This is a genomic window from Dyella flagellata, assembly GCF_030160275.1.
In the GTDB taxonomy this organism is placed as follows: Bacteria; Pseudomonadota; Gammaproteobacteria; order Xanthomonadales; family Rhodanobacteraceae; genus Dyella_B; species Dyella_B flagellata.
This window is the reverse complement of the sequence record NZ_BSOA01000031.1, coordinates 50421-76950: the sequence shown is the minus strand read 5'-3', so window position 1 is coordinate 76950 and position 26530 is coordinate 50421. Positions and strand designations below refer to the sequence as shown.

Here is a 26530-nt window from a genome sequence, read left to right as displayed (position 1 = left end):
CCAGCCTACCCGCCTTGGCCGGATTATTTGGCGACCCGCGCCTTCAGCGCCGCCACCGCCGGCAGCTCCTTGCCTTCCAGGAATTCCAGGAACGCACCGCCACCGGTGGAGATATAGGAAACCTTGTCCTCGATTCCGTACTTCTCGACCGCAGCCAGCGTATCGCCGCCACCGGCAATGGAGAACGCCTTGGACTCGGCGATCGCCTGCGCCAGCACTTCCGTGCCCTTGCCGAACGCGTCGAATTCGAACACGCCCACCGGGCCGTTCCACACCACCGTGCCGGCCTTGGCGATCAGCTCGGCATACTGCCTGGCGGTTTCCGGACCGATGTCCAGGATCATTTCGTCATCCTTCACCTGATCCACGGCTTTGACCGTGGCCGACGCGTGCGCGGAAAATTCCGGCGCGACCACCACGTCCACCGGCATCGGCACTTCGGCGCCACGACGCTTCGCGTCGGCCAGCACCTTCTTGGCGGCGGGGATCAGGTCGGGTTCGTACAGCGAATTACCCACAGCATGGCCTGCCGCGGCGATGAACGTGTTGGCGATGCCGCCGCCCACGATCAGCTGGTCGACCTTGCCGATCAGGTTTTCCAGCAGGGTCAGCTTGGTGGAAACCTTGGAGCCGGCGACGATGGCGAGCAGCGGATGCGCCGGGTGTTCCAGGGCCTTGCCGAGCGCATCAAGCTCGTTGCACAGCAGCGGGCCGGCAGCGGCGACCGGCGCGAATTTGATCACCCCATGGGTAGATGCCTGCGCGCGATGCGCGGTGCCGAAGGCATCCATCACGAACACGTCGCACAGCGCGGCGTACTTCTTCGCCAGCGCCTCATCATCCTTGCCCTCACCGACATTCATGCGGCAGTTTTCCAGCACCACCACTTCGCCTTCGGCCACGTCCACGCCATCGAGGTAATCGGCGATCAGGCGCACCGGTTTGCCGAGGTGCCCGCCCAGCCACTTCGCCACCGGCGCCAGCGAGGATTCGGCATCGAACTGGCCTTCCTTGGGACGGCCCAGGTGCGATATCACCATCACCTTCGCACCGGCGGCGAGCGCGGCCTTGATGGTGGGCAGCGATGCGTCCAGGCGTTGGGTGGAGGTGATGCGGCCATCCTCGATCGGCACGTTCAAATCTTCGCGGATCAATACGCGTTTGCCGCGCAGGTCGAGGTCGCTCATGCGGGTGATGGTCACGGAAAAACTCCTGGCAGCTTGATGGGGTCAGGCCCGGAGGCCGGAACCGGGTATTTTCCAGCCCGCCCGACGGCGATGCAAACGGCACGGGGTTACACTCCATGTTTCAATTCCATGGAAAGGGCCATGTCTTCCAGCCTCGTTCTGTACAGCTACTGGCGTTCCAGCGCGGCCTTCCGTGTGCGCATCGCACTGAATCTAAAGGGCTTGTCATACGAAACGCGGGCCGTGCACCTGGTTCGCGACGGTGGCGAACAGCACTCGCCGGACTATGTGGCGCTCAATCCGCAGCAGCTGGTGCCGACCCTGGTCGATGGCGACAAGGTGATTACGCAGTCGATGGCGATTGCCGAATACCTGGAGGACATCCATCCGCACCCGGCCTTGCTGCCGGTCGATGCCGCCGACCGGGCACGCGTGCGTGCAATGGCGCAAGTCATTGCCTGCGATATCCATCCGATCGGCAATCTGCGCGTGCTACAGCGGATCGGTAAGCAGTTCGGCGCCGATGACGAACAACAAGGCATCTGGATGCGGCACTGGATCGCCACCGGGTTCCAGGCGCTGGAAGCGATGCTGGTCCATAGCAAACGGACCGCTCGCTATTGCCACGGCGATACCCCCGGGCTGGCCGACCTGTGCCTGGTGCCGCAGGTGTACAACGCGCGGCGCTGGAAGACGCCTCTAGGCGACTATCCGACGATCCTGCGCATCGATGCGGCATGTGCGGAGCTGGATGCGTTTCAGGCGGCGATGCCGGAAAGGCAGCCGGATGCACCGAAGTGAACAGTGAACGTGTGAGCCGTCATTCCCGCGCAAGCGGGAAGCCATTTTGATCTGATGCAAAAAGCCAAATGGATCCCCGCTTTCGCGGGGATGACGTCTCGCGGAGGCGCCCCCGCTGGGGGCGCAGCACTTAAAACCCCAATCCGTACGGGTCGTTGCCCACCAGCTCCGCGGTCTCCGAATTGCCGCTTTCGGACAGGCGGATCTTCAAGGCCAGGCCATCGCGCGAGTCGGCCTTGGCCAGCGCTTCTTCCAGCTCGATGCGGCCGCCCTTGTACAGCTTGTACAGCGACTGGTCGAAGGTCTGCATGCCTTCCTGCAGGCTGCGGTCCATCGCCTCTTTCACTTCATGGATCTGGCCGCGGCGGATCATGTCGCGGATCAGCGGCGTGTTGAGCAGCACCTCCACCGCCGGCAGGCGGCGGCCGTCCTTGCCGATGACCAGGCGCTGGCTGATCACCGCGCGCAGGTTCAGGGCAAGGTTCATCAGCACGTTCTTATGCGCCGATTCGGGGAAGAAGTTGAGGATGCGCTCCAGCGTCTGGTCGGCGTTGTTGGAGTGCAGCGTCGCCAGGCACAGGTGGCCGGTTTCGGAGAAGGAGATCGCCGCTTCCATCGTATCGGTGTCGCGGATTTCGCCGATCATGATCACGTCCGGCGCTTCGCGCATCGCGTTGCGCAGGGCCTCGTGATAGGTGTGCGTATCCAGGCCCACTTCGCGCTGGTTGACGATCGACTTCTTGTGGCGGTGCAGGTATTCGATCGGGTCCTCGATGGTGAGGATGTGCCCGGACGAATGGCTGTTGCGCTGATCGAGCATGGCCGCCAGCGTGGTCGACTTGCCCGAGCCGGTCGCGCCCACCACCAGGATCAGGCCGCGCGGCTCCATGATCAGGTCACGGAAGATGGCCGGCAGCTGCAGCTGGTCGATGCTGGGGATCTCGCTCTTGATCGCGCGGATCACCATGCCCACTTCGCCGCGCTGCTTGAACACGTTGATGCGGAACCGGCCGGCCTCTTTCACCGCCAGCGCCATGTTGAGTTCCAGGTCGCGCTCGAACTGCGGCACCTGCCCCTCATCCATCAGGGAGTAGGCGATCTTTTTCACCATGCCGCTGGGTAGCCCGGTATTGCCGAGCGGGTACAACTTGCCCTCGACCTTGATGTTCACCGGGGCGCCGGTCGTCAGGAACATGTCCGACGCGCCCTTGTCCACCATCAACTTGAGGAAGTAACCGATATCCACCTTAAAGACCCCTGAGTTTGATGCATTGCATTCAAGGATTATGCCTGCCCACAATACGCTGTGACACTCTTAGAGGAATGAGTGATGGTCCACATATTTTCCCCGTTGGCGGTGCGTAAGCGGCGCATCCCTGCGGTGGCTCCGGCCTTGCTGCTGGCCGTGTCGTTGAGTTTGGGCGGTTGTGCCAGCGTGCCGCCGCCGGACAACCTGATGAGCCAGGCGCAGGCGCAGTTGCAAAGCGCCCGCGACGCTGGCGCGCCCGACTACGATCCGGTCGATTTCGGCTTTGCGCAGGACAAGTTCCAGCAGGCCCAGCAGGCCATGGCCAACCGCAAATATGCGCAGGCTGCCGACCTGGCCGATGAATCGCGCGCGGACGCCACGCTGGCGCGCACCAAGGCGCAGCTCGCCGCGGCGCGCTCCCAAATTCAGTCAAAGATGGACGCAAACGGTCGCTTGCGCGCGCAGAACGCCGCGGCGCAGGCGGAGAACGACCAGCACTACCAGCAGCAGAAGGCCCAGCTGGCGGCGCAGATGGCCGCCTCGCAGCCGCAGGGCGATGGCCAGGACGATGGCAACCCGGCTTCTTCGTCCAGCGCCCCGGCGCCGGCCGCAAGTTCCCCGCTGCCGCAGCAGGCGCCGATGCAGGAGATGCCTGCCCCCGCTTCCTCGGTGCTGGACAATCCGCCGCAACAGCAACCAGGGCAGGGTTTCCAGACCCTGCCTGATGCTGGCCAGCAGAACTCCGGAGGCCAGTGATGAAACACGCCATGTTCAAGAAGCACCGTTTGTCGGTCATCGCCATTTCCCTGTTGGCCGTGTTCGCCAGCGCCGCCGTCCAGGCGCGCAAGGACGATATGGATGTCGGCCGCTTGACCAATACCTTGAATCAGCTGGCCGCCGATCCGAACCTGGGCACCTACGCCCAGGCCGATCAGGCACTGGCCCGGGATGCCATCAGCCAGCTTGCCCAGGCCAGCTCGCACGACCGGCCGCACGCGCTGTACATCGCCCAGCGCAGGGTGGATCAGGCCAAGGCCGAAGCCCAGTTGCAGGCCTCCCAGCGCCAGCTCAACCAGGCCGACCAGGAAAACGCCCAGCTGCAGCTGGAGCGCAGCCGCATCGATGCCACCGCCGCGCAGCAGCAGCTGGACATCCAGCGCATGCAGTACCAGCTGGCGCAGCAGGAAACCCAGCGCCTGCAGGCCCAGGGTCAGGCTGCCGCGGACCAGGCTGCCCAGGCCCAGGCCGAGGCCGCCCAGGCCCGCAAGCTGGCCGCGGCGCAAAGCAAGGTGGCCGCAGCCGCCCGGCGTCAGGCCGAACTGGCGGCCAAGGCCGCCAAGGCGCTGCGGGCGCAGATGCAGGACCAGCCGTCAGGCGGCGGCAAGTAAGCTAAGGGACGCGTAGGCTGGGATGGCCATCCCAGCCTGCCAGCCTTAGGACCACATGTTTTACGGGTTTTTGACTACATTCCGCGCCGCCATGCGCCTTGCCGTGGGGTCCTTGCGCCCCCGCCAAGTGGGGAGTAGGGTCGAACTTGCCGCCGACATTCAACTGCGGCGGCCTACCGACTGAATCATGCGCCTACCTGTCCACACTCCCTCATCCGTTCCCCGTTACAGGGAGGCGGACTCTGGTCATGCGCCTGATTTGCATTTGTTCTCGTGCGCCCCATGCGGGCGACTGCAGTCCTACTGCGAGGAGGTTGGATCATGTTCGAAGATCAGCAGCGTGATGCTGTCGAAGCCCTGAAAAAAGCCGACGCTGAGTTTCGCCGGCTCTATCAACGACACACGGAGCTCAACAGCAAGGTGGACAATGCCGAAATCGGCGTACTCCCTGTTGACGACATGACCCTAGGTTCGATGAAGCGAGAAAAGCTGCACATCAAAGAACGCTTGCAGCGCATGTGGGACGACTATCACGCTCGGCAACAGATACATTGAGCGTCCAAATCAGGAAAAACCCCGGAGCGGTCCGCTCCGGGGTTTTTCATTTTTCAGGATTCGTAGGCTGGGATGGTAATCCCAGCTTCCGCAGGCCACTGGGGAGCTGGGATTACCATCCCAGCCTACTCATCACGGCGCCGGCGCAAGCCTTGTTCACTCCCTCTCCGTTATGATCGCTCCTCATATCCCAGCCCCGCCCGGAGCCTGCATGACGGTCCAAGCCAGCGTTCTCGAACTGATCGGTAACACCCCCATGGTGCGCGCGCAGCGCCTGGATACCGGGCATTGCGAGTTGTTCCTGAAGCTGGAAAGCGCCAACCCGGGCGGGTCGGTGAAAGACCGCATCGGCCTGTCGATGATCGAAGGCGCGGAAAAGGCCGGCAAGATCAAGCCCGGCGCCACCCTGGTGGAAGGCACGGCCGGCAACACCGGCCTGGGGCTGGCCCTGGTCGCCCAGGCCAAGGGCTACCGCCTCATCCTCGTGGTGCCCGACAAGATGAGCCGCGAGAAGATCTTCAACCTCAAGGCGATGGGTGCCGAGGTGGTGCTCACGCGTTCGGACGTGGCCAAGGGGCATCCGGAGTACTACCAGGACATGGCCGAGCGCATCGCGCGCGAAACGCCGGGTGCCTATTTCATCAACCAGTTCGGCAACCCCGACAATCCGCGCGCGCACATCGAGACCACCGGCCCGGAAATCCTTCGGCAGATGGATGGCAAGGTGGATGCGGTGGTGGTGGGCTGCGGCTCCTCCGGCACCATGACCGGGCTTTCGCAATTCTTCGCCAAGGCCTCGCCGAACACGGAAATCGTGCTGGCCGATCCGGTCGGCTCCATCCTTGCCCAATACATCAACGAAGGCGTGCTCTCGACCAAGTCCGGCAGCTGGATGGTGGAAGGCATCGGCGAGGATTTCCTGCCCACCATCAGCGATTTCTCGCGCGTCAAAAAGGCTTACGCCATCTCCGACAAGGAAAGCTTCCTGGCCGCGCGTGAGCTGCTGGCCAAAGAAGGCGTGCTTGGCGGTTCTTCCACCGGCACGCTGCTGTCCGCTGCCTTGAAGTACTGCCGCGAGCAGACCGAACCCAAGCGCGTGGTCACGCTGGTCTGCGATACGGGCAACAAGTACCTGTCCAAGATGTACAACGACTACTGGATGCTCGACAACGGCTTTATCGAGCGCGAGCAACACGGCGATCTGCGCGATCTGCTGCTGCGCCCATTCTCTCGTCGCGACACTGTGGTGGTCGGCCCGAAAGAATTGCTGATGACCGCGTACACGCGCATGAAGCTGTACGACATCTCCCAGCTGCCCGTGATGGAAGGCAACCGCCTGGTCGGCATCCTCGACGAATCCGACGTGCTGATGTACGTGCATACCGATGAAGCGCGCTTCCGCGACAGTGTCGGCAGCGCCATGATCAGCGACCTGCAAATGCTCGACGTACGCGCGCCGATCACGGCCTTGCTGCCGGTGTTCGAACGCGGCCATGTCGCCATCGTGATGGACGGAGAACAGTTCCTGGGCCTGATCACGCGCATCGACCTGTTGAACTACTTGCGCCGCAAAGTGCACTGATGAACGAGGGGCTTCGCAGTTCGTAGGCTGGGATGAAATCCCAGCATCAGCAAACCGCATTTCCCGGGGTGGTCATGTCAGCCTGTGAATGCCCCCATCCTTATGGCCATCCGCACCGCAAAGCGCATTGACGGTTTTCTCACCGCCCTTCCGGCAAGGATGCGTGCTCCTGGTCTTCGTCGATTTGTCTCGATGCAAATGCAAGCGATGCCTTCCATCGCCGCAGAGCGGGAAGTAGGCTCCTCGGCAATGAACCCGGGAGCAGAAAGCTTGTCGAAACGGCGACTCGTCAAAGTCGCCGACCACCCCAGCCCTGCCATAGGAAATCGACCATGTGTGGAATCGTTGCCGCCACTGCCCAGCGCGACGTCGCGCCGCTGCTGATCGCCGGCCTCAAGGCGCTGGAATACCGCGGTTACGATTCGGCCGGCCTCGCCGTGCTGCAAGGTGGCGATGTGCACCGCGTGCGAGCCAAGGGCAAGGTACGGGAAATGGAGGCGTTGTATCTCGCCGAGCCATTCCCGGGCGGCACCGGCATCGCGCACACGCGCTGGGCCACGCACGGCGTACCCAATGAAGTGAACGCGCACCCGCACATCATTGGCCGCGTCACGCTCGTGCACAACGGCATCATCGAAAACTACGCGAAGCTGCGCGCGGACCTGCAATCGAAAGGCTATGTCTTCGCTTCGGAGACCGACACCGAAGTGATGGCCGCGTTGATCGACCTGCACGTTGGACAAGGCATGAAGCTGCGTGAGGCCGTGCTCACTACCGTGCGTGAACTGGAAGGCGCCTATGCCATCGCCGTCATGAGCCGTGACGAACCCGGCCGCGTGATCGGCGCACGGCGCGGAGCACCGCTACTGGTTGGCGTAGGCATCGGCGAGAACTTTCTGGGTTCCGATGCGCAAGCGCTGGTGCAGGTCACCAACCGGATCATCTACCTCGAAGAAAATGACGTCGTCGATGTCACTCGCGAAGGCGTTCAGGTCTATACGCTGGATGGAAAGCCGGTCGAACGTGGCATCCAGGAAAGCGAACTGTCTGCGGACGCGGTGGAGCGTGGCGAATACCGCCACTACATGCAGAAGGAAATCTTCGAGCAGCCGCGCGCCGTGGCCGATACGCTCGAAGCGCGCATCGGCGCCAGTGGCGTGCTGCCCAACATCTTCGGCGTGGGCGGTGACGAGTTGCTGGCGAAAGTGAAGGGCGTGCACATCGTTGCCTGTGGCACCAGCTACCACGCCGGCATGGTGGCCAAATACTGGATCGAGGACTACGCGCGCCTGCCCGTCAACGTGGAAGTGGCCAGCGAATACCGCTATCGCGAAACCGTGGTGCCGCCAGACACCCTGTTTGTCGCCATTTCGCAGTCCGGCGAAACCGCCGACACGCTCGCCGCCATGCGCGAATCGCGTCGCCGCGGTTACCTGGGCACGCTCGCCATCTGCAACGTGCCGGAGTCGTCCGTCACGCGCGAAGCGGATCTGAAACTGATGACGCGCGCCGGCCCCGAAATCGGCGTCGCCTCCACCAAGGCCTTCACCACCCAGCTCGCCGCCCTGGCGCTGTTCACCTTGCACGTTGCCAAGCAGCAGGGCCTGGACGCGGCACGCTACCGCGACCTTACCGAGCAGCTGCTGCACCTGCCGCGCTGCCTGGACGAGGCACTCAAGCTGGAGCCGCAAGTGATCGAACTGGCCGAGCGCTTCGTACACCGCCACCACGCCCTGTTCCTGGGGCGCGGCGCGCATTATCCGGTGGCGCTGGAAGGCTCGCTCAAGCTCAAGGAAATCTCCTATATCCACGCCGAGGCCTATCCCGCCGGCGAACTGAAGCACGGGCCGCTCGCCCTGGTCGACGAAGACATGCCGGTGATTGCCGTTGCCCCCAACGGCCCGCTGCTCGACAAACTCAAATCCAACTTGCAGGAAGTGCGTGCCCGTGGTGGCGAACTGATCGTGTTTGCCGATGCCAAGGCGCATATCGATGGCAATGCAACGCGTGGTGCTGTGTTGCGCATCGACGCAGGCGGCGACTTCATCTCGCCGGCGGTGCTTACTATTCCGCTGCAGTTGCTTGCATATCACGTCGCGGTGCTGCGCGGTACGGATGTGGATCAGCCGCGTAATCTGGCGAAATCTGTAACGGTCGAATGATTTGACGATTAAGTGCCGGAGAGTCGCTCATGAGCAAGATTGCGGTATCCCGCCTCCTTAGTCCATAGAAGGTTGGCGTGTTCTTGGAGGGGAAGTGAAATTCAATATTGCGCGATTGGTAATGTCCATGATTGCCGCCGGCGCGCTCTGTTTTGCTGTGGCGCGCTTATTCCGTGGATCGCTGTCCGGATTTTTTTTTCGTTGTCGTGCATGCTTGGAGCCCTGGGGTTTTTGAAGGCGCCACAGCTCCTGCAGGGGCGACACCATGAGCTTCAGGAGCAAGCCCGGTCTGTTGCCGATAGAAGCACGGGTATTCTCTTCAGAATGTGCGTTATTTGCAGTCTTATTGCCATTGCAGCGCTTTCAACTGGCCGGTGACAACAAATAGAACACTTGCTGGCGGATAGCGCGGCTATTCGTCAGCAGGCCGGTTGTAGAGAGACTGTGACGTCTGGCACTCGCCGTGCACATCCGACACTGGGATCTTCAGGCCGCAAGCAATATTCCGTGGCCTGCACGCAGCGGCCATCTTTGCTGGTCAGGTCCGTCTTCGTTGGGGGATTCGTGCCTTGCGTAGAATGATTTTCGCCATTCTGTTGGCCCCGGCCTTGGTGCCCTCGTCATACGGCCAGACCGCATGCTCGCCATCCGTCTTGAACATCGATGGCAACCGAATCTGGGTAGATAAAGAAGGAAAGGGTGGCGTCACCGTTGTATTCGAAGCCGGATTCGGCAACGACTCCAGTGTATGGGCGAAGATCGCGCCAGCGATCCAGGGTGCTGGTGTGCAGACCGTTGTCTACGATCGCGCTGGGATGGGCAAGAGCAGCATCAATACAAAAAAGCCCTACAGCATCGACAATGACGCGCACATCCTACGAATGTCGCTGGATGACTGCAGTATCAAAGGGCCGATAATCATGGTCGGTCATTCCTACGGTGGGGCCATCAGTTTGCTGGCGGCTTCCGAAGACGGCCGCATCAAGGGCGTCGTGCTGCTGGATGCTGTAGTGCCCAATGCTTGGCCGCAGTCGGAAGTCGACAAGAACTTGAAGAACATGCGCGCTCAATATGCCGAGATTCGGGAAAAAGCCCCGGAGTTGGCGAAGGTGGCTATTCCGTTTGCAGAGGCCATGCCGGCGACCGCGAAGGAAATCAACGCCATGCGAGTCCCGGTGGACTTGCCGATCATCGATGTAGTCGCGGAGAAGGGGCAAAGCGATCCTGAGAGTGCTGCGATTTGGCAGAACGCCCATCATGCGTTCACCGCCCATAATCCGAATCGCAAATATGTATTCGCGGCTGGCAGCTCCCACAAGGTCATGCTCGATAAGCCTGATCTGGTCGTGAAGACGATCCAAGAGATGCTTGCAACCCGGCCCTAAATAGCGCGGCTGCAAGCAACGCGGACGGGCCAGCGGGAATTTCGACTTGGTTGACCATGAAAACCGGCACGAATAAAGTCCTTGCTGCACGGGTATCGCAATCAACAGGAAAAGTCGCAGGCCTTCCATGTTTGAGCTTTCCACCCTGACCACCTACGTCGCCGTCGTGCTGGGGCTGTTCCTGATTCCAGGGCCGGCGGTGCTGCTTGTGCTGACGCGCACGCTGCAGGGCGGGCGCAAGACCGGCGTCCTGACGGGGCTGGGTATCGCTAGCGGTGATTTCGTGCATGCGTTGGCGGCCGCGGTAGGTCTGTCTGCGCTGCTGATGACTTCAGCGCTGGCGTTCAACACGGTAAAACTGATCGGTGCCGGCTACCTCATCTACCTTGGCATCAAGGCCTTGCGCGAGCCGCCTGCAGACCCTGCGTTGCCAAAGGTGCCACCCGTGTCGGCGGCGAAGGCTTTTTGGCAGGCCATTCCGGCGGAGGTGCTCAATCCGAAGACGGCGCTGTTTTTTCTCGCGTTTCTGCCGCAGTTCGTCCATCCGGAGCGCGGCTCCACGTTCTTGCAATTCACACTGCTGGGGCTGATTTTCGTCGTGCTCAGTGCGGTCTATACAACGCTGATCGTGATCTCGATACGTCCGCTGGGAAAGATCGTCAAGCGAATACGGTGGCTAGGGCGTTGGCAGGGTAAGATCATCGGCTCGATCTTCATTGCGCTCGGCTTGAAGGTCGCGACCCAGCATCGTTAGCGAGCCTCTGACCTCCGTAGGCTGGGATGAAAATCCCAGCTTTGCCGGCTGTATCGCGATGCTGGGATTGTCATCCCAGCCTACTGGCTTGGAGTGGATACGAATTCGACCTGCTTCGCATCAAACAGGGTAGCGACCAGCGTTCGGCCATCCGGCAGAAAACTCAGCTCGCGCGGAAAGCCCTGCGCTGGCGTAGACATCCGTCTGAGCTGCGCAGTGTTTTCCAGATCGCTCAAGCCGGCCAGTTGTCCCTTTGCGCCCTTGTCAAAGCGGTTCGACAACGCCGTCCATACCTGCTTTCCATCCTGGCGTACCGCAACGCCTACCGGGCTGGGGCCGATGGGCAAGCTCGTCACATCGGCCTGTCCTGTGCCTTCCGCCCAGGTGGCTACTTGGAATCTCAATAAGGCGTTGTCGCCGCGCGCCGTCACCCACAAATCCTTTCCGTCGGGGGAAACGGCGACCCGCACGGGATTGCATCCGGCCGGCAGGCCAGCCACCAAGGCCTGCTTGGGGTCCGTTGCGGCCTTGGCTACATCGATCTTGAAGACCAGGCCCGGCGGGTGCATTTCGCCGCGCGGGAGTTCGGGCTTGCAGGTCGGCTTCATGCTTGCAGGCCCCCTTTGGCTGGTCGCGTATAGCCAACGGCCATCTGGGGAAAAGGCCAGTCCCACCGGAAAGCCGGAGGTGGGAATGTGGCCGATCAACGCATCGTCATGGTTTTGCAACTTGGAAAGGTCGAAGACGCTGATCCGCGCCGAATCTTCGTCGGAGACGAAGGCCAGCTTGCTGTCCTGGCTGATAGCGGTGTAGACGGCGCCTGCATGGGAACCGCTGTGCAATATCCCAAGGATCGGGCTGCCATCGTTGTGTTCGAGCCGCTGCACGTCCAGCACGGATGTGTCTTCGCCGCCGGCGATCGCCAGCATGCGTCCGTCACCGGACAGTGCTTCGCCATAGGCCTCAGTCTTTAGTGCGGCCACATGATCCAGCTCGAACTTGCCGTCGTTGTTGCGTAGCACGGCGACGGCTCCACCGCCTTTGCCGACGCTCATGGAAACGAATAACCAGCAATTGTCAGGAGCCGCGATGGCGGCAAACGGATGCCCGGGTACCGGGACATCGGCCGTTTGAGCAGGAGAAGGGCAGGTCGCCGCGCCAGCCTGGGCGCTCAGAAGTAGAACCAGAAGACCCAGGACAACACGCATCACTTTCATGGATCCTAGCCTTCACTGGCAAAGAGTCCGGCCATTATTTTCTATCCTGGGCCATCCGTCATCTGCGGCCGGCTCTTTCCTGACGAGGGGAAAATCCAACCGATGGTTAAGAAGCCGTCACGGAAAAGGCTAGGCTGCGCCGCAGCCATTTCAAATTGCAATGTCTGAAATTCGCTGCGGTCGGCTGTACACAGGCAGCGCGATGACTATTCTTGGCGATGCATTTGACTCACGCCGCCTGGCGTTCGATCCTCCGCGGGTGCCCGCTTCATGGAGCTATACGAGCTATGAAAAGTTATTCCATGCTGGCTTTGCTGTTTCTTGGCACCACGAGCCTGCTGCATGCCCAGGCATCTTCACCGCCAAGTTATGTGACTGACGCAGTTTCCGACAGTGCGCGGCCGGCTGCTGAAAAGCAGCTCGACAGCGACCGCAAGCCGGCTGCATTGGTCGCTTTCGCAGGCATCAAGCCGGGTGACAAGGTTGCCGACGTGATGCCGGGTGGTGGCTATTTCACCCGCATTTTCAGCAAGGTGGTTGGGGCCAAGGGCCATGTGTACGCCGTAGTTCCTGAAAGTTACGCGAGTAAAGCACCGCCGGAGCGGCTCAAGTCGATCCGGGCGCTGGTAGCCGATCCTGTCTACAGCGGCAACACTTCCCTTGAAGTCCGTCCCTTTGAACGGCTCGATGTCGGCGCGCCCCTGGACGTGGTGTGGACGTCGCAGAATTACCACGATGTCTACGGCGCAGTGAATGCCGCGTTCAGCGTCAGCGGAAGCACTGGCCCCGAGCAGGCGGCCAAGCTCGACGCTGCCGTGTTCAAGGCGCTGAAGCCGGGTGGTGTGTATATCGTCGTCGATCACGCAGCCGCGCCGGGCTCGGATGGACGTGATGCGCATACCTTGCATCGCATCGATCCGGCCACGGTCATTGCGCAGGCCAAGGCGGCCGGCTTCGTGCTGGAGGCGCGTAGTGCCTTGCTCAGCAACCCCCAGGATACGCACGAAAAGCCCATTTTTGCACCGGAAATCAAAGGGCATACGGACAAGTTCGTGCTGAAGTTCCGCAAGCCGGTGCGGTGACGAAGAGCGGCGGTCTCGTGGGCTGGGATGGCAATCCCAGCATCGGGATGCCGCATGGAAAGCTGGGAAAAGTCGTCCCAGCCTACGCGTCAAGTCGGCCTGGCTTGCTGGGCCAGTTCCTCCATGACGGCACGCATGTACGCAAATAGGTTCTCGTCCACGCCGCTCCCGCTGCGAAGATCCGGTTCTTTGGCGTATGCCTCACGAATTCGCGCATGCGTGGCGGGATCATTGCCGGCATAGGCGGTGAACAGCTCCAGCCATTTGCTTACAAGCTCGCGTACATGGGGATCACTCGCTGGCACGCCGAGATCCCTGGCTTTGACGAGCGCGGCAATCAGTGGTGGCCACTCGTACATGTTGCGGCCATAGTTCTCCCGCATGCGCACCATCTCGTCCGGATGCAGGTAGCGCTCGAAGATCGCCAGACGCGCGGTGACGATGGCTTGCTCGACGAAGCTGCCAAGCTCTTTGGTGATGCCGGTGCGTTGACGAGCTTGCGGATCCTCTTGATTCATGGTGTGCAAGCGCATCAGGAAATCCGGGTTGCCGCCGGTATCGCGATGGATCATCTGCATCCATCGAAAGGCGAGCAGATCCACATCGGCGTCGCCGGGCTTTGCGCCCCGGTCTATGGCGGCCTGGACGGCCTCGACCAATGCGCTCCATTCGGATCGCGCATCGGCATTCTGGTAAAGCGGCAGGCGTTTCAATTCCTCGGCGGAAAAGTGCTGCTCGTACATCGTCATCAGTTCCATGGTGTCTATCCACTTGGATGGATCAAGGGACTGTCCGGCCTCCAAAGTGTCGCGCACAGCGCATAGCTGGCGGTGCAGGCGGTGGTCGCGGGCCATGGTCAGTTCAAGCATTTGGATCTGCTTGGCTATCAGGGTCGGCAGCGCTGCTTCCGGGCTGGACAGGGCGGCGCCGATATCGTCCAGCGACAAACCGAGCTGGCGGAGCGCGATGATGCGATACAGGCGCTCCACGTCCTCGGCGGTGTACAGGCGATAACCGGCATCCGAACGGGCGGAGGGACACAGCAGGCCGATTTGGTGATAGTGATGCAGCGAGCGCACCGTCAGTCCGGTGCGGCGTGCCAGTTCACCTACTTTCCATCTCATCGGTACTTTAGTCCCTGGGCTTCATTCGGATATCGCCATGCTGCGGCCTGACGTTGCGTCAGGGTCAAGTCGTCCGGTTATCACGCTGAGCGGCCATCGGCCGGGCCAGGACTTCCCGATAAAGATCCTCGTCGATGTCGCCACCCTGTAAGGCCCACATCAGTGCGTCGATCCGATCGGCGCCCCAGAACAGCTCATCGCCCAAACGGAAGGTGGGCACGCCGAAAACGCCGGCGTCGAGGGCTTCCTGGGTCGTATCACGCAGACGCTGCTTTACTACGGGAGTAGTCGCTGCGGCGCTCAGGGCGTCGCTGTCGAACCCGTTGCATTCCAGTGCAGCATGCAAGCTGACGGGATCGGCTAGGTCGATGCCGTCCCGCCAGGCCGTGGCGAGCAGGACGCGGGACAGCTCCAGCCGTTGTGTTTCGTTTTCGGCTGCGTGCATCACGCGCAGGGCAGCCAACGGATTGAAGGGGTGATTGGGTGGGCCACGAAAGGACAGGCCGAGCTGTTTGGCCTGGCGCATGACATCGCGAAACACATAGCTGCGTTTGGCCAGTATCTCAGCCGGCCCCTTGGTGCCATGCGCGTTGAGCAGCGCAGCGAACAAGATCGGGCGGCAGATGATGCGTCCGCCGGCCGCGGCGATGCGGTCGACCTGCTCCATTGCCAGCCAGGCATACGGGCTGACGGGATCGAAATAAAAGGTGACAGGAGTAGTGGTCATGGTGATCCGGTGTGGCCTACCCGTTGGTCAGAGCTGCAGATGCAAGAACTGGTTGAACTGGCTTCTTTGATAGTGCGAGAAAGCCTCGCCATCGACAAAGCCACGTCTTCGATAAAGCGCCAGGGCAGGCTCGAAAGCAGGGCCGCTGCCGGTTTCCAGGCTTAAGCGACGCAAGCCACGCGCGCGGGCTTCCCCGATGATGTGTTCCAGTAGCGAGGATGCAATGCCGCACCGCAAATAGTCGGGATGGGTGCGCATCGACTTGATCTCTCCGGAGCTTGAATCGAGTTGTTTCAGCGCGCCTATGCCGCAAATGTCATCACCCTGCCAGGCGCTCCACACCGTCACGGCGGGAGTGGCGAGGCCGGAGAGATCCAGGGCAAAGACCTGTCCTGCTGGTGAGTTCGCATGCATGCCTGCCAAGTGCAAACGCAGAAGCGAGCGCGTGGCGGTGCTGGAAAGATCATCCACGCGTATATCCATTGAACTTCCCGATTGTCGATATGGCGCCAATTCCACCACGGCTGCAGCCAGCGCAACAGCCCTTTAATGCTGTTCGCTTTGCTGCACTGCGATGGTGCAAAGGGAGGAGTGTTAGCTCACCCCTGGTGCGCGGCTAGACCTTTTTACGCGCAATTTACGCGCTAAGCCCAGGAAATTCGGCAAGAGTGGCGCTGGCACAAATGATGCAACGCATCACTCATCAAGGCCTGCCGATCGAAGTTTTCGTGCGACGGACAGGCTGCAGTGCAGGGCAAGTTCTTCAGCGGGGTAGGGCATGTCGGGCAAAGCTACGCGGATCGATCTGTTTGGATTGCACACGCCATCCATGCGTGCGTTTCATTTGAGTTGGCTGGCGTTTTTCGTGTGTTTCTTCGCCTGGTTCGCGGTGGCGCCCTTGATGCCGCTGATCAAAGGCGAATTTCATTTGAGCAAGGATCAGCTCGCCAATATCAGCATCGCCGCCGTGGCGGTAACGGTGTTTGGACGGCTGCTCGTGGGACCGCTGTGCGACCGCTACGGGCCGCGGCGCACGTATACCTGGCTGTTGCTGATCGGTGCGCTACCGGTGTTCGGCATCGCCTTTACGCACAGCTATGCCTCCTTTCTGATGTTTCGCTTGGCGATCGGCATCGTTGGCGCGGGCTTCGTGGTCACGCAGTACCACACCTCGGTGATGTTCGCGCCGAACGTGGTAGGTACGGCCAACGCGGCGGCCGCAGGTTGGGGCAATGCTGGCGGCGGCGTGGCGCAATCGGTGATGCCTTGCTTGCTGGCGGCGTTGATCGCGCTGGGTATACAGCATGATCTGAGCTGGCGCGCAGCGATGTTTGTGCCTGGCGTATTGATGCTGGTGGTCGCTGGCCTGTACTGGCGCTACGGACAGGATTGCCCGCAAGGCGATTACCGCCGATTGCGCGCACGAGGAATATTGCCCGATACCGGCAAGGCTGGGGGTTGGAAGGTATTTCTCACAGCAGTAAGCAACTACCGCGTATGGATGCTGTTCGTGACCTACTCGGCTTGCTTCGGCGTCGAGCTGTTCGTGCATGGCGTGGCGGCCAGCTATTACGTTGATCGCTTTGGCATGGATCTCAAGCATGCCGGACTGGCGGCCGGCAGCTTCGGCTTGCTGGCGCTGTTTGCTCGTGCGCTTGGCGGTATGACGTCCGATCGCCTGGCACGCCGACACGGCCTGGCAGCGCGCAGCTGGCTGCTCGGCGCGCTGATGCTCGGTGAAGGGCTTGGCCTTTTGTGGTTCTCAGATGCCCAGGTGGCAGGGCTCGCCGTCGCCGCGATGATCGCCTTCGGCCTGTTCACACATATGGCTTGTGGCGCTACGTATGCGCTCGTGCCGTTTATTGATCGCAAGGCGCTGGGTGGCGTTGCTGGCGTTATCGGGGCGGGTGGCAATGTCGGCGCAGTGGCTGCCGGGCTTTTGCTCAAGAGCACCGGCTCGGTGCAGCACACCTTTGCGCTGCTCGGCGGTTTCGTAATCGCCGGATCGTTGTGCGCGCTGGCGGTGCGCTTCAACGCCGAGCATACGGCACGCGAGGAACAGCTTTACCGGGAGGCGATGGGGCAAGACCCGGCGCCAGCGCGGCTTGTGGCATGAACAGAGGGCGCGACGCATGACAATGAAATTGCTCGTTATCGGCAACGGCATGGTCGGGCATAAGTTGCTGGAAGAGCTGGCGCAACGGCAGCCGCCAGGCCTGGACATCACCGTGCTGTGCGAGGAGAGCCGCCCGGCGTACGACCGCGTACACCTATCCGAATTCTTCAGCGGCAAAAGCGCGGAAGATCTCTCCTTGGTACGGCCCGGCTTCTTCGAGCAGTCAGGTATACAGTTGCGCCTCGCCGCGCGAGCCGTGCATATCGACCGCCAGCAGAAGCGCGTCACCACCGCTGACGGCGAAGTGATCGCCTACGACAAGGCGGTGCTCGCCACCGGGTCCAAGCCGTTCGTACCGCCGATTCCGGGCAACAGTCGAGCTGGCTGCTTCGTCTATCGCACCATCGACGATCTGCTGGCGATGCAGCAGTGGGGTGCGCGTTCGAAGCTTGGTGTAGTGATCGGGGGCGGTTTGCTCGGCCTGGAATGCGCCAAGGCGTTGCGCGACCTGGGCCTGGAAACGCATGTGGTGGAATTCGCACCGCGCCTGATGGCCGTGCAGGTGGACGACATCGGCGGGCAGATCCTGCGTCGCAAGATCGAGGAACTCGGCGTCACCGTACACACCGGCAAGAGTACGCAGGAAATCGTCGATGGCGAAACGGCGCACCATCGCATGAAGTTCGCCGATGGCAGCTACCTCGATGCCGACATGATCGTCTTCTCCGCCGGCATCCGCCCCCGCGACGAATTGGCACGTGCGTGCGAACTGGGCGTGGGCGAGCGCGGTGGCATCCATGTCGATAACTACTGCCGCACACGCGACTGGGATGTCTATGCCATCGGCGAATGCGCGTATTGGGGCGGCAAGACGTTCGGCCTGGTGGCGCCGGGCTATGACATGGCACGCGTGGTGGCTGCGCATCTCAGCGCGCTGCTGGAGCGCAAGCACGCGCTGGAGCTGCCGGAATTCGCCGGTGCCGACATGTCCACCAAGCTCAAGCTGATGGGCGTGGACGTGGCCAGCATCGGCGATGCACATGGCACTACGCCTGGTTCGCGCAGCTATCAGTTCAGCGATGAGCGCCGCCAGATCTACAAGAAGCTGGTGGTGTCGGGCGACGGCAAGCGTTTGCTTGGCGGTGTGCTGGTGGGTGACGCCAGTGAATATGGCACGCTGCTGCAGATGATGCTCAACGGTATCGAGCTGCCGGACGAGCCGGAATTCCTGATCCTGCCTTCGTCGGACGGCAAGGCGAAGCCCGCGCTAGGTGCCGATGCGTTGCCGGCTTCAGCGCAGATCTGTTCGTGCAACAACGTGTCCAAAGGGCAACTGTGTGAGGCGGTGGCGGCTGGCGCCACGTCCATGGGCGCCTTGAAAGCCGCCACCAAGGCCGGCACCACTTGCGGTGGCTGCGTACCGCTGGTGACCTTGGTGATGAAGGCTCAGATGAAGCGCCAGGGCCTGGCGGTGGACAACCACTTGTGCGAGCACTTTGCCTATTCGCGCCAGGAGCTTTATCACCTGGTGCGGGTGGAGCGCATCAGGCATTTCGACGAATTGATTGCCCGCCATGGCAAGGGCCTGGGCTGCGATATCTGCAAGCCGGCGGTGGCAAGCATTCTTGCCTCCTGCTGGAACGAGTTCGTACTGCAGAAGGAGCATGCCTCGCTGCAGGATTCCAACGACTATTTCCTGGCCAATATCCAGAAGGACGGCAGCTATTCGGTGGTGCCGCGCATGCCCGGTGGCGAGGTCACGCCAGAGGGGCTGATCGCCGTCGGTGCGATTGCCAAGAAGTATCGGCTGTACACCAAGATCACCGGCGGCCAGCGCGTGGACATGTTCGGTGCGCGCTTGGAACAGCTGCCTTCGATCTGGGAAGAACTGATCGACGCCGGGTTTGAATCCGGCCACGCATACGGCAAGGCGTTGCGCACAGTGAAATCCTGCGTGGGCTCCAGCTGGTGCCGTTATGGCGTGCAGGATTCGCTCGGCACCGCGATCGACCTGGAAAACCGCTACAAGGGCCTGCGTTCACCGCATAAATTGAAAATGGCCGTTTCCGGCTGCACGCGTGAATGTGCCGAAGCGCAGGGCAAGGACGTGGGCGTAATCGCTACCGAGAGGGGTTGGAACCTATACGTGTGCGGCAACGGCGGCATGAAGCCGCGTCACGCTGAGCTGCTCGCGGGCGATCTTGATACGCCTACGCTGATCCAATACATCGACCGCTTCCTGATGTTCTACATCCGCACGGCCGACCGGCTGCAGCGCACCAGCGTGTGGCGCGACAACCTGGAAGGCGGGCTGGACTACCTCAAGGAGGTCATCGTGCACGACAAGCTGGGCATTGCCGCCGAACTGGAGGCGGAAATGCAGCACATCGTGAGCACCTACGAGTGTGAATGGAAGAAGGCCGTAACCGACCCCCAGGCCCGCAAGCGCTTCCAGCATTTCGTCAATAGCCGGCAGTCGGATGGCAACGTGGTGTTCGTGCCGGAGCGTGGCCAGATCAGGCCGGCGACGCCGGACGAAAAGCGCAGGCCACGCATTCCCGCCAGCGTGGTGACGGAGTAAAGCGATGGAAGACAGGGTGACGGCCACAGGCTGGACGATCGTGTGCGAGCTGGAGGACATCGTGCCCGACACCGGCGTGTGTGCACTGGTAGATGATCAACAAGTAGCCGTGTTCCGGGTTGGCGAGCAGCAACTGTATGCGATCGACAATTTCGATCCGAATGCGAACGCCTGCGTGCTCTCGCGTGGCCTGGTCGGTAGCGTGGGCGAACGTGTCGTCGTAGCCTCACCGATCTACAAACAGCACTTCGACCTGCGCACCGGCGAATGCCTGGAAGCACCTGAGCATTCGGTGCAAGCCTGGCAAGTGAAGTTGGAAGGTGGTCATGTGCTGCTGGGGCAGCCCCAGCGATGAGCGCAGCGCGGCCCAGGCTGGTTGTCATTGGCAACGGCATGGCCGGCATGCGCACGGTGGAAGAGCTGCTGCAGCTTGCGCCCGGCCTGTACGACATCACGGTGTTTGGCGCGGAGCCTTATGGCAACTACAACCGCATCCTGCTTTCGATGCTGTTGAGCGGTGAAAAGAACACCGACGAGATCATGCTCAATACGCCTGAGTGGTATGCCGACAATGGCATCACGCTGCACGCCGGCGACCCGGTGATCGCCATTGACCGGCGCCATCGAAGAGTGCGTTCCCGCAAAGGCGTGGAAGTGACGTACGACCGCTTGCTGGTCGCCACCGGATCGCGACCGTTCATGCTACCGCTGCCGGGCGGCGAACTGCCGGGCGTGATCGGCTTCCGCGGCATCGACGATGTCGAACAGATGCTGCAAGCGACCAGCACCTACAAGCATGCAGCCGTCATCGGCGGAGGTTTGCTCGGCATCGAGGCCGCGAATGGTCTTTTGCGCCGAGGCATGCAGGTGACGCTGCTCCATCGCCTGGACGTGCTGATGGAGCAGCAGCTCAACGCTGATGCTTCGCGTTTGCTTTCGCACAATTTGCAGGCACGCGGCCTGAAGGTGCTGCTGAATGCGCAGACGACCGAGCTATATGGCAACGGACGCGTCGAGGGCATCGCACTGGCCGATGGCAGCCGTATCGATGCCGACCTGGTGGTGATGGCGGTGGGCGTGCGGCCGGATATCGGCTTGGCGAAGTCCTGCGGCTTGCATTGCGACCGGGGCATCGTGGTCGACGATACCTTGCAGACCTACGATCCACACATCTACGCGGTGGGCGAATGTGTACAGCACCGCCGCCTCACCTTCGGCCTGGTGGCGCCGGTGTGGGAGCAGGCGCGGGTGTGCGCTTCGCACCTGGCGCGCCTGGGCCATCGTCGCTATCGCTTTACCCGGACCGCCACCAAGCTGAAGGTGACCGGGATCGATCTTTATTCGGCCGGCGATTTCATTGGCGGCGATGGCACGGAAGATCTGGTGCTGCGCGATCCGCGCCGCGGCATCTACAAGCGGCTGGTGCTGAAGGACAACCAGATCATCGGCGCCGTGCTGTATGGCGATGTAAAAGATGGCGGCTGGTATTTCGAGTTGATCCAGAACGGCACCGACATTACGCCGATTCGCAACCGCTTGTTGTTTGGCAAGCACTACTGCCAGCCGGCGGAGGTTGCGGCGTGACGGTGGCTACCACCTGTCCTTATTGCGGAGTGGGCTGTGGCGTGCTGGCACGTGCGAATGCCGACGGCAGCGTGCATGTGGAAGGCGACCCACAGCACCAGGCCAACCACGGCCGCCTGTGCGTGAAGGGTTCGGCGCTGGGAGAAACCGTCGATTTGCACGGACGCCTGCTGCATCCCATGTTGCGCTCCCCCGACGGCACGCTGCAGAGTGCCGGCTGGGACGAAGCGCTCGATCGCGTCGCAGCAGGTTTTCAACGCGTCATCGAGCGGCATGGTCCGGACGCGGTAGCGTTCTACGTGTCCGGTCAGCTGCTCACCGAGGACTACTACGTCGTCAACAAGCTGGCCAAGGGCTATCTGGGTACGGCCAACATCGACACCAATTCGCGCCTGTGCATGTCCTCCGCCGTGGCGGGCCACAAGCGGGCGTTCGGCGAAGACGTGGTACCGGGCTGCTACGAAGACCTGGAGCTGGCCGAGCTGATTGTGCTGGTCGGTTCCAACACGGCGTGGTGCCACCCCATCGTGTATCAGCGCATCGCCAAGGCGAAGGAAGGCAGCCGTCCGCCGCGCCTGGTGGTGATCGATCCGCGCCATACAGCCACTTGCGAATCGGCCGACCTGCATCTGCCGGTGAAGCCGGGCACCGACGTGTGGCTGTTCAATGGCCTGATGGCGTTTCTGTTCCAGCATGGTGCGATGGATGCGCGATTTGTGGAAGCGCACACCGCAGGGTTTGCCCAAGCTTTGGCAGCGGCGCAGGCGGACGCTGGCGATCCGGCGGAGGTGGCGCGGATCTGTGGTGTGCAGCTGGCGGATCTGTTGAACTTCTATCGCTGGTTTGCCCGCTGCGAGCGTACGGTGACGCTGTTCTCGCAAGGGGTGAACCAATCGTCCAGCGGCACCGACAAGGTCAATAGCATCATCAACTGCCACCTGCTTACCGGGCGTATCGGCAAGCCGGGCATGGGGCCGTTTTCGCTTACCGGCCAGCCCAATGCCATGGGCGGGCGCGAAGTCGGCGGCCTGGCGAACATGCTGGCGGCGCACCTGGAGCTGGAAAATCCCGCGCATCGCCAGCTCGTGCAGTCGTTCTGGCAGTCGCCACGTATGGCCGAGCGACAGGGCTTGAAAGCGGTCGACTTGTTCGAGGCCGTCGCTGCGGGCAGGATCAAGGCGCTGTGGATCATGGCGACCAATCCGGTGGTGAGCCTGCCGGATGCCGATCGCGTGAAACAGGCGCTGGCGCGATGCGAGTGGGTGGTGAGTTCGGACATCGTCGCGCAGACCGATACCAACGCTTTCGCGCATGTGCTGCTGCCGGCACTCGGTTGGGGCGAGAAAAACGGTACTGTCACCAACTCCGAGCGGCGCATTTCGCGCCAGCGCGCGTTTTTGCCGGCGCCGGGCGAAGCGCGGGCGGACTGGCGCATAGTGTGCGACGTGGCGCAACGCCTGGGCTTTGCGCAAGGGTTTCAGTTCGAAGACGTGCACGAAGTATTCGCCGAGCATGCGCGACTTACCGCTTGCTGCAATCATGAATCGCATCCGGACACACGCCGCCTGCTCAATCTCGAAGCGCTGGCCAAGCTGGACCGTCACGCTTACGACCGGCTGCAACCGGTGCAATGGCCGGTCGCGATCGATGCAAAAGGCGAGGCGCGCTTGTTTGCAGACGGCCGGTTCTCCCACGCCGATGGCCGTGCGCGCTTCATTGCGACAGCGGCACGCTTGCCGTTGAATGCCGCTGATCGCGAATACCCCCTGGTGCTAAACACCGGCCGCGTGCGCGACCAATGGCACACCATGACGCGCACCGGCAAGGCGCCGCGGCTTAGCGGGCATAGCCCGGAACCCTTCGTGGACATGCATCCGCATGATGCCTTGCGCTGCGGGGTACGCGAAGGCGAACTGGCGCGCGTGCAATCGCGCTGGGGCGCGATGGTGGCGCGCGTGAAGCATGGCGGTGGTGTCCTGGCCGGCAACGTGTTCGTGCCGATCCACTGGAACGACCAGTTCGCCTCCGACGCGCGAGTGGGCGGCGTGGTCAACCCGGTGGTCGACCCGGTTTCCGGTGAGCCGGAGTTCAAGCACACGCCGGTGCGGGTGGAACCGTTCCCGGTGCGCTGGTATGGCTTCGCCCTCAGCCGCCGCCTGTTGGGGCCGGATGGCTTGAGCTATTGGACGAGCATCCAGGGCGATCGTTTTCGCCGCTACGAGATCGCGCACCGCGAGCGGCCGTCCGAATGCGGTACATGGGCCAGCGCATGGCTAGGTGTCACGGACCCGGATGCCGATTGGCTGGAATACGAGGACCGCAGCACCGGTGTCTATCGCGCGGCGCATCTGATCGACGACCGGATCGAATCCTGTCTGTTCCTTTCCTCGCGGCCGGACTTGCCGGCCAGGCATTGGCTGGCCAGCCTGTTCATGCAGGAACGCTTGCAGGACACGGATCGCATGGCATTGCTGTTGGGCGAGCCGGCCAGCCCCGGCGCCGCCACCGGACCGATGGTGTGCTCCTGCTTTGGCGTAGGACGCAACACGATCTGCGATGCGATCCGCCAGCATGGGCTGGAAACACCGGCGCAGGTTACGTCATGCTTGCGCGCGGGTGGTAATTGCGGTTCCTGCGTGCCGGAGCTGCGGCAGTTGATCGCGGAGGTGCGGGCGGAGGCCAATGCGTAGGCCGGGATGATAATCCCAGCATTGCCATGCATTCGGCGCAGGTGATGCTGGGATTGTCATCCCAGCCTACATGGCAGAACTCAGCCGCTCTATCAGTGCCTGTGTCAGCGGTTTGAGATAGTAGCTCTCCTCCGGCACCACCTGCGCTTGCACGCCATGCGTGCGCAGCGCATTCGCCACGACCGGGCCGATAGCCGCAACCAGCGTGCGCGCCAGGGCCTCTTTCAGCTGCTTCCCGTCGATCAGGCGGAACAATCGTTCCACCTGCTGCAGGCTGGTGAAAGCAATTGCATCGATGCCGCCCTTTTGCATGGCTTCGATGAGCTGCAGCACCTCAGTATCCGCCGCCGCATCGGCATAGACGTAGGGCCATACCGGCAAGGCTTGCGCACCAGCGGCCGCGAGAAAATCCATCATCGGTGCGTTCGGTTCACTGCCATAGAGCTGCACGCCCACGCGGCGTCCTTTGAGATCGAGCGTTTGCAGCAGCGCGATCATGCCGGGCGTGGTGGCCGGGTCTGCGAACAAGCTGGGTTTCAGGCCAAGCTCGCGCAACACGCGGCCAGGTTTGGGGCCGCGCGCGATAATACGAACGGCGGCGAGCTGCTTCACGAAAGGCTCGCGCAGTTCGGGAGCCTGGTGTTCGATCAGGCTCAACAGGCGGCGTACGCCTTCGCCGGTGAACAGCAGCAAGTCGTCGCAGCCGCCCACGCAGAACCTGTGTAGCCACTCGAGAATGGGCGCCGGGTTGGGCGCATCGCGGATATCCACCAGCGGACAGCGCAGCACCGAGGCGCCACGGCGTTCCAGCAACGAAGCGAACAAGTCCAGCTCGCGCGATTCGGGAACCGCGATGTGGCGGTTTTGCAGGGGACGTTCCGAGTCGATGTCAGTCATGGGTGGAGTCCCCTAGCTTGAGTGTTCGGTGGGCGTCATTCTGAATGCCAAACCAAGCATGGTCGCGCGCCAATGCCGCCACCTCGCCAATGATCAGCAATGCCGGCGGATGAATGGCATGCTCTTTCGCCAGTGTTGGCAATTCGTGCAGCGCGCCGCCGAGTACCCGCTGCTGCGGCAGCGTTCCATTCTCGACGATGACAAACGGTGTATCCGGACGCCGGCCGTGTTCCAGCAAGCGCTGCGTGAATTCCTCCAGCCGAGCCACGCCCATGTAGATGGCCAGGGTCTGATGATCTTGCGCCAATGCCGGCCAGTCCATCGCCTCCAGTGATTCCTTGCCGTGCCCGGTAAGCAGATGCACCGAGCGCGCATGCTCGCGATGCGTGAGCGGAATCCCCGCATAGGCGGCGCAGGCCACGGCGGCGGTAACGCCGGGCACGATTTCGCAAGCAATGCCGTGCTGGCGCAGGAACTCCATTTCTTCGCCGCCGCGCCCGAACACGAACGGGTCGCCACCTTTCAGCCGCACTACGCGACGTCCGAGTTGCGTCTGGTCGAGCAGTAACTGATGGATCTGTTCTTGTTGCGTATGACGTCCACCGCAGCGTTTGCCGACGTCGATGCGCTCGGCATCGCGGCGGGCCAACGCAAGCACGTCCACGCTGACCAGCGAATCGTGCAGGATTACGTCGGCCTGATTGAGCGCGCGTAATGCGCGCAACGTGAGCAGCCCAGGATCGCCGGGGCCGGCGCCGACCAGCTGCACCGAGCCTTTGGGCGCAGCGGATGCCGTTGCGTTCAATGCCTCAAGCAGTTCCCGTTCGGCGTCATCGGGGCGGGCATTGCGCAGCAATGCCATCACCGGCCCGTCATGCAGCCAATCGTAGAACGCACGACGTTCCGCCAGGTCCGGCCAGCGTTGCATGATGCGTGCGCGGTGCTTTTGGGCGAGCGCGGTAAGCGGACCCAAGGCGTGTTCGAGCTGCGTTTCCAGCGCTTCGCGTACGCGCCTGGCGATGACGGGAGCTGCGCCGCCGGTGGAAACGGCCACCGTCAGCGGTGCGCGGTCCACCACAGCCGGCACCTGGAAGCGCGATAGGGCAGGATCGTCCACCACGTTCGCAAAGATGCGCCGTTCGCTTGCGCTTGCCGCAACCTGGGCATTGAGCGCCCGATCATCGGTGGCGGCGATGACCAGCCAAACATGGTCCAGCCACGTTGGCTGGAAAGTGCCGGCGTAGTGTTCGACCTTCCCCTGTTCAGCCAGTTGCGCCAGGGCCGGCGTAAGCGACGGCGCGCCGACAAGAACGCTTGCACCCGAGGCAAGCAGCATGTCGATCTTGCGCTCGGCGACGTGGCCGCCGCCCACCACGAGGACGGGCAGCCCGGTCAGATCGGCGAACAGGGGATAGAGCCTCATGATGCTTTCCGTCAACGCAAACGCAT

The 26530-nt window shown here is 62.4% G+C and carries 22 protein-coding genes; 14 read left to right on the top strand and 8 right to left on the bottom strand.

The genetic code is table 11. The features are described from left to right. Window positions 1-23 precede the first annotated feature (23 nt). Window positions 24-1202 carry a phosphoglycerate kinase gene (locus QQJ96_RS14415; protein ID WP_284332714.1) on the bottom strand — a complete coding sequence of 393 codons (1179 nt, stop codon included), beginning with the start codon at window positions 1200-1202 and terminating at the stop codon, window positions 24-26. 126 nt (window positions 1203-1328) lie between these two features. On the opposite strand from QQJ96_RS14415, the gene maiA reads away from it, so the two are divergent. Then, a complete protein-coding gene (gene maiA, locus QQJ96_RS14410) occupies window positions 1329-1988 on the top strand; it encodes a maleylacetoacetate isomerase (RefSeq protein WP_284332713.1) in 660 nt (219 codons plus the stop codon). A 130-nt stretch (window positions 1989-2118) separates the two neighbouring features. Here maiA and QQJ96_RS14405 read toward each other — a convergent pair whose 3' ends face one another. Next, the gene (locus QQJ96_RS14405) at window positions 2119-3234 is read right to left on the bottom strand and encodes a PilT/PilU family type 4a pilus ATPase (protein ID WP_284332712.1); all 1116 of its coding nucleotides are present in this window, start codon (window positions 3232-3234) and stop codon (window positions 2119-2121) included. Between the two features lie 84 nt (window positions 3235-3318). Here QQJ96_RS14405 and QQJ96_RS14400 point away from each other — a divergent pair, with 84 nt between their 5' ends. From QQJ96_RS14400 to QQJ96_RS14370, 7 genes are all read left to right on the top strand, one after another. Beyond that, window positions 3319-3993: a DUF4398 domain-containing protein gene (locus tag QQJ96_RS14400; RefSeq protein WP_284332711.1), complete on the top strand. Its 675-nt coding sequence runs from the start codon at window positions 3319-3321 to the stop codon at window positions 3991-3993. 11 nt (window positions 3994-4004) lie between these two features. Continuing rightward, a complete protein-coding gene (locus tag QQJ96_RS14395) occupies window positions 4005-4625 on the top strand; it encodes a hypothetical protein (protein ID WP_284332710.1) in 621 nt (206 codons plus the stop codon). A gap of 321 nt (window positions 4626-4946) precedes the next feature. Next, on the top strand, window positions 4947-5180 hold the full coding sequence (locus QQJ96_RS14390; protein ID WP_284332709.1) for an HP1242/YdcH family protein: 234 nt from the start codon (window positions 4947-4949) through the stop codon (window positions 5178-5180). Window positions 5181-5391: 211 nt separating this feature from the next. Further along, window positions 5392-6762, top strand: coding sequence for a pyridoxal-phosphate dependent enzyme (locus QQJ96_RS14385; RefSeq protein WP_284332708.1), 1371 nt, complete (start codon window positions 5392-5394; stop codon window positions 6760-6762). Window positions 6763-7094: 332 nt separating this feature from the next. Then, window positions 7095-8924, top strand: a complete 1830-nt coding sequence (gene glmS / locus QQJ96_RS14380; RefSeq protein WP_284332707.1) for a glutamine--fructose-6-phosphate transaminase (isomerizing) — start codon at window positions 7095-7097, stop codon at window positions 8922-8924. 578 nt (window positions 8925-9502) lie between these two features. After that, a complete protein-coding gene (locus QQJ96_RS14375; RefSeq protein ID WP_284332706.1) occupies window positions 9503-10309 on the top strand; it encodes an alpha/beta fold hydrolase in 807 nt (268 codons plus the stop codon). 127 nt (window positions 10310-10436) lie between these two features. After that, window positions 10437-11063: a LysE family translocator gene (locus QQJ96_RS14370; RefSeq protein ID WP_284332705.1), complete on the top strand. Its 627-nt coding sequence runs from the start codon at window positions 10437-10439 to the stop codon at window positions 11061-11063. A gap of 80 nt (window positions 11064-11143) precedes the next feature. Here the strand turns inward: QQJ96_RS14370 and QQJ96_RS14365 are convergent, their stop codons facing one another. Continuing rightward, complete coding sequence (locus QQJ96_RS14365) at window positions 11144-12118, bottom strand: YncE family protein (RefSeq protein ID WP_284332704.1); 975 nt, start codon at window positions 12116-12118, stop codon at window positions 11144-11146. A gap of 449 nt (window positions 12119-12567) precedes the next feature. Between QQJ96_RS14365 and QQJ96_RS14360 the strand changes: the two genes are divergently transcribed. After that, complete coding sequence (locus QQJ96_RS14360; RefSeq protein WP_284332703.1) at window positions 12568-13362, top strand: class I SAM-dependent methyltransferase; 795 nt, start codon at window positions 12568-12570, stop codon at window positions 13360-13362. An 89-nt stretch (window positions 13363-13451) separates the two neighbouring features. Here QQJ96_RS14360 and QQJ96_RS14355 read toward each other — a convergent pair whose 3' ends face one another. From QQJ96_RS14355 to QQJ96_RS14345, 3 genes are all read right to left on the bottom strand, one after another. After that, window positions 13452-14486, bottom strand: a complete 1035-nt coding sequence (locus QQJ96_RS14355; RefSeq protein WP_284332702.1) for a MerR family transcriptional regulator — start codon at window positions 14484-14486, stop codon at window positions 13452-13454. Between the two features lie 64 nt (window positions 14487-14550). Then, window positions 14551-15213: a 2-hydroxychromene-2-carboxylate isomerase gene (locus tag QQJ96_RS14350; protein ID WP_284332701.1), complete on the bottom strand. Its 663-nt coding sequence runs from the start codon at window positions 15211-15213 to the stop codon at window positions 14551-14553. A 27-nt stretch (window positions 15214-15240) separates the two neighbouring features. Beyond that, on the bottom strand, window positions 15241-15684 hold the full coding sequence (locus QQJ96_RS14345) for a GNAT family N-acetyltransferase (protein ID WP_284332700.1): 444 nt from the start codon (window positions 15682-15684) through the stop codon (window positions 15241-15243). 307 nt (window positions 15685-15991) lie between these two features. Between QQJ96_RS14345 and QQJ96_RS14340 the strand changes: the two genes are divergently transcribed. Genes QQJ96_RS14340 through QQJ96_RS14320 form a run of 5 tightly spaced genes read left to right on the top strand, consistent with a single transcriptional unit; the run spans window position 15992 to window position 24184 of the window. Next, on the top strand, window positions 15992-17329 hold the full coding sequence (locus QQJ96_RS14340) for an MFS transporter (protein ID WP_284332699.1): 1338 nt from the start codon (window positions 15992-15994) through the stop codon (window positions 17327-17329). A gap of 22 nt (window positions 17330-17351) precedes the next feature. Beyond that, complete coding sequence (gene nirB, locus QQJ96_RS14335) at window positions 17352-19910, top strand: nitrite reductase large subunit NirB (RefSeq protein WP_284332698.1); 2559 nt, start codon at window positions 17352-17354, stop codon at window positions 19908-19910. 4 nt (window positions 19911-19914) lie between these two features. After that, entirely contained in the window at window positions 19915-20265 is a 351-nt protein-coding gene (gene nirD / locus QQJ96_RS14330; RefSeq protein WP_284332697.1) for a nitrite reductase small subunit NirD, read from the top strand. Continuing rightward, window positions 20262-21494: an NAD(P)/FAD-dependent oxidoreductase gene (locus QQJ96_RS14325; protein ID WP_284332696.1), complete on the top strand. Its 1233-nt coding sequence runs from the start codon at window positions 20262-20264 to the stop codon at window positions 21492-21494. Before nirD ends, QQJ96_RS14325 begins: the two co-directional genes overlap by 4 nt. Beyond that, entirely contained in the window at window positions 21491-24184 is a 2694-nt protein-coding gene (locus QQJ96_RS14320; RefSeq protein WP_284332695.1) for a nitrate reductase, read from the top strand. The genes QQJ96_RS14325 and QQJ96_RS14320 overlap by 4 nt, the downstream gene beginning before the upstream one ends. 66 nt (window positions 24185-24250) lie before the next feature. Here the strand turns inward: QQJ96_RS14320 and QQJ96_RS14315 are convergent, their stop codons facing one another. Beyond that, window positions 24251-25081, bottom strand: a complete 831-nt coding sequence (locus QQJ96_RS14315) for a uroporphyrinogen-III synthase (RefSeq protein ID WP_284332694.1) — start codon at window positions 25079-25081, stop codon at window positions 24251-24253. Next, the gene (cysG, locus tag QQJ96_RS14310; RefSeq protein WP_404649208.1) at window positions 25074-26519 is read right to left on the bottom strand and encodes a siroheme synthase CysG; all 1446 of its coding nucleotides are present in this window, start codon (window positions 26517-26519) and stop codon (window positions 25074-25076) included. The genes QQJ96_RS14315 and cysG overlap by 8 nt, the downstream gene beginning before the upstream one ends. Window positions 26520-26530 lie beyond the last annotated feature (11 nt).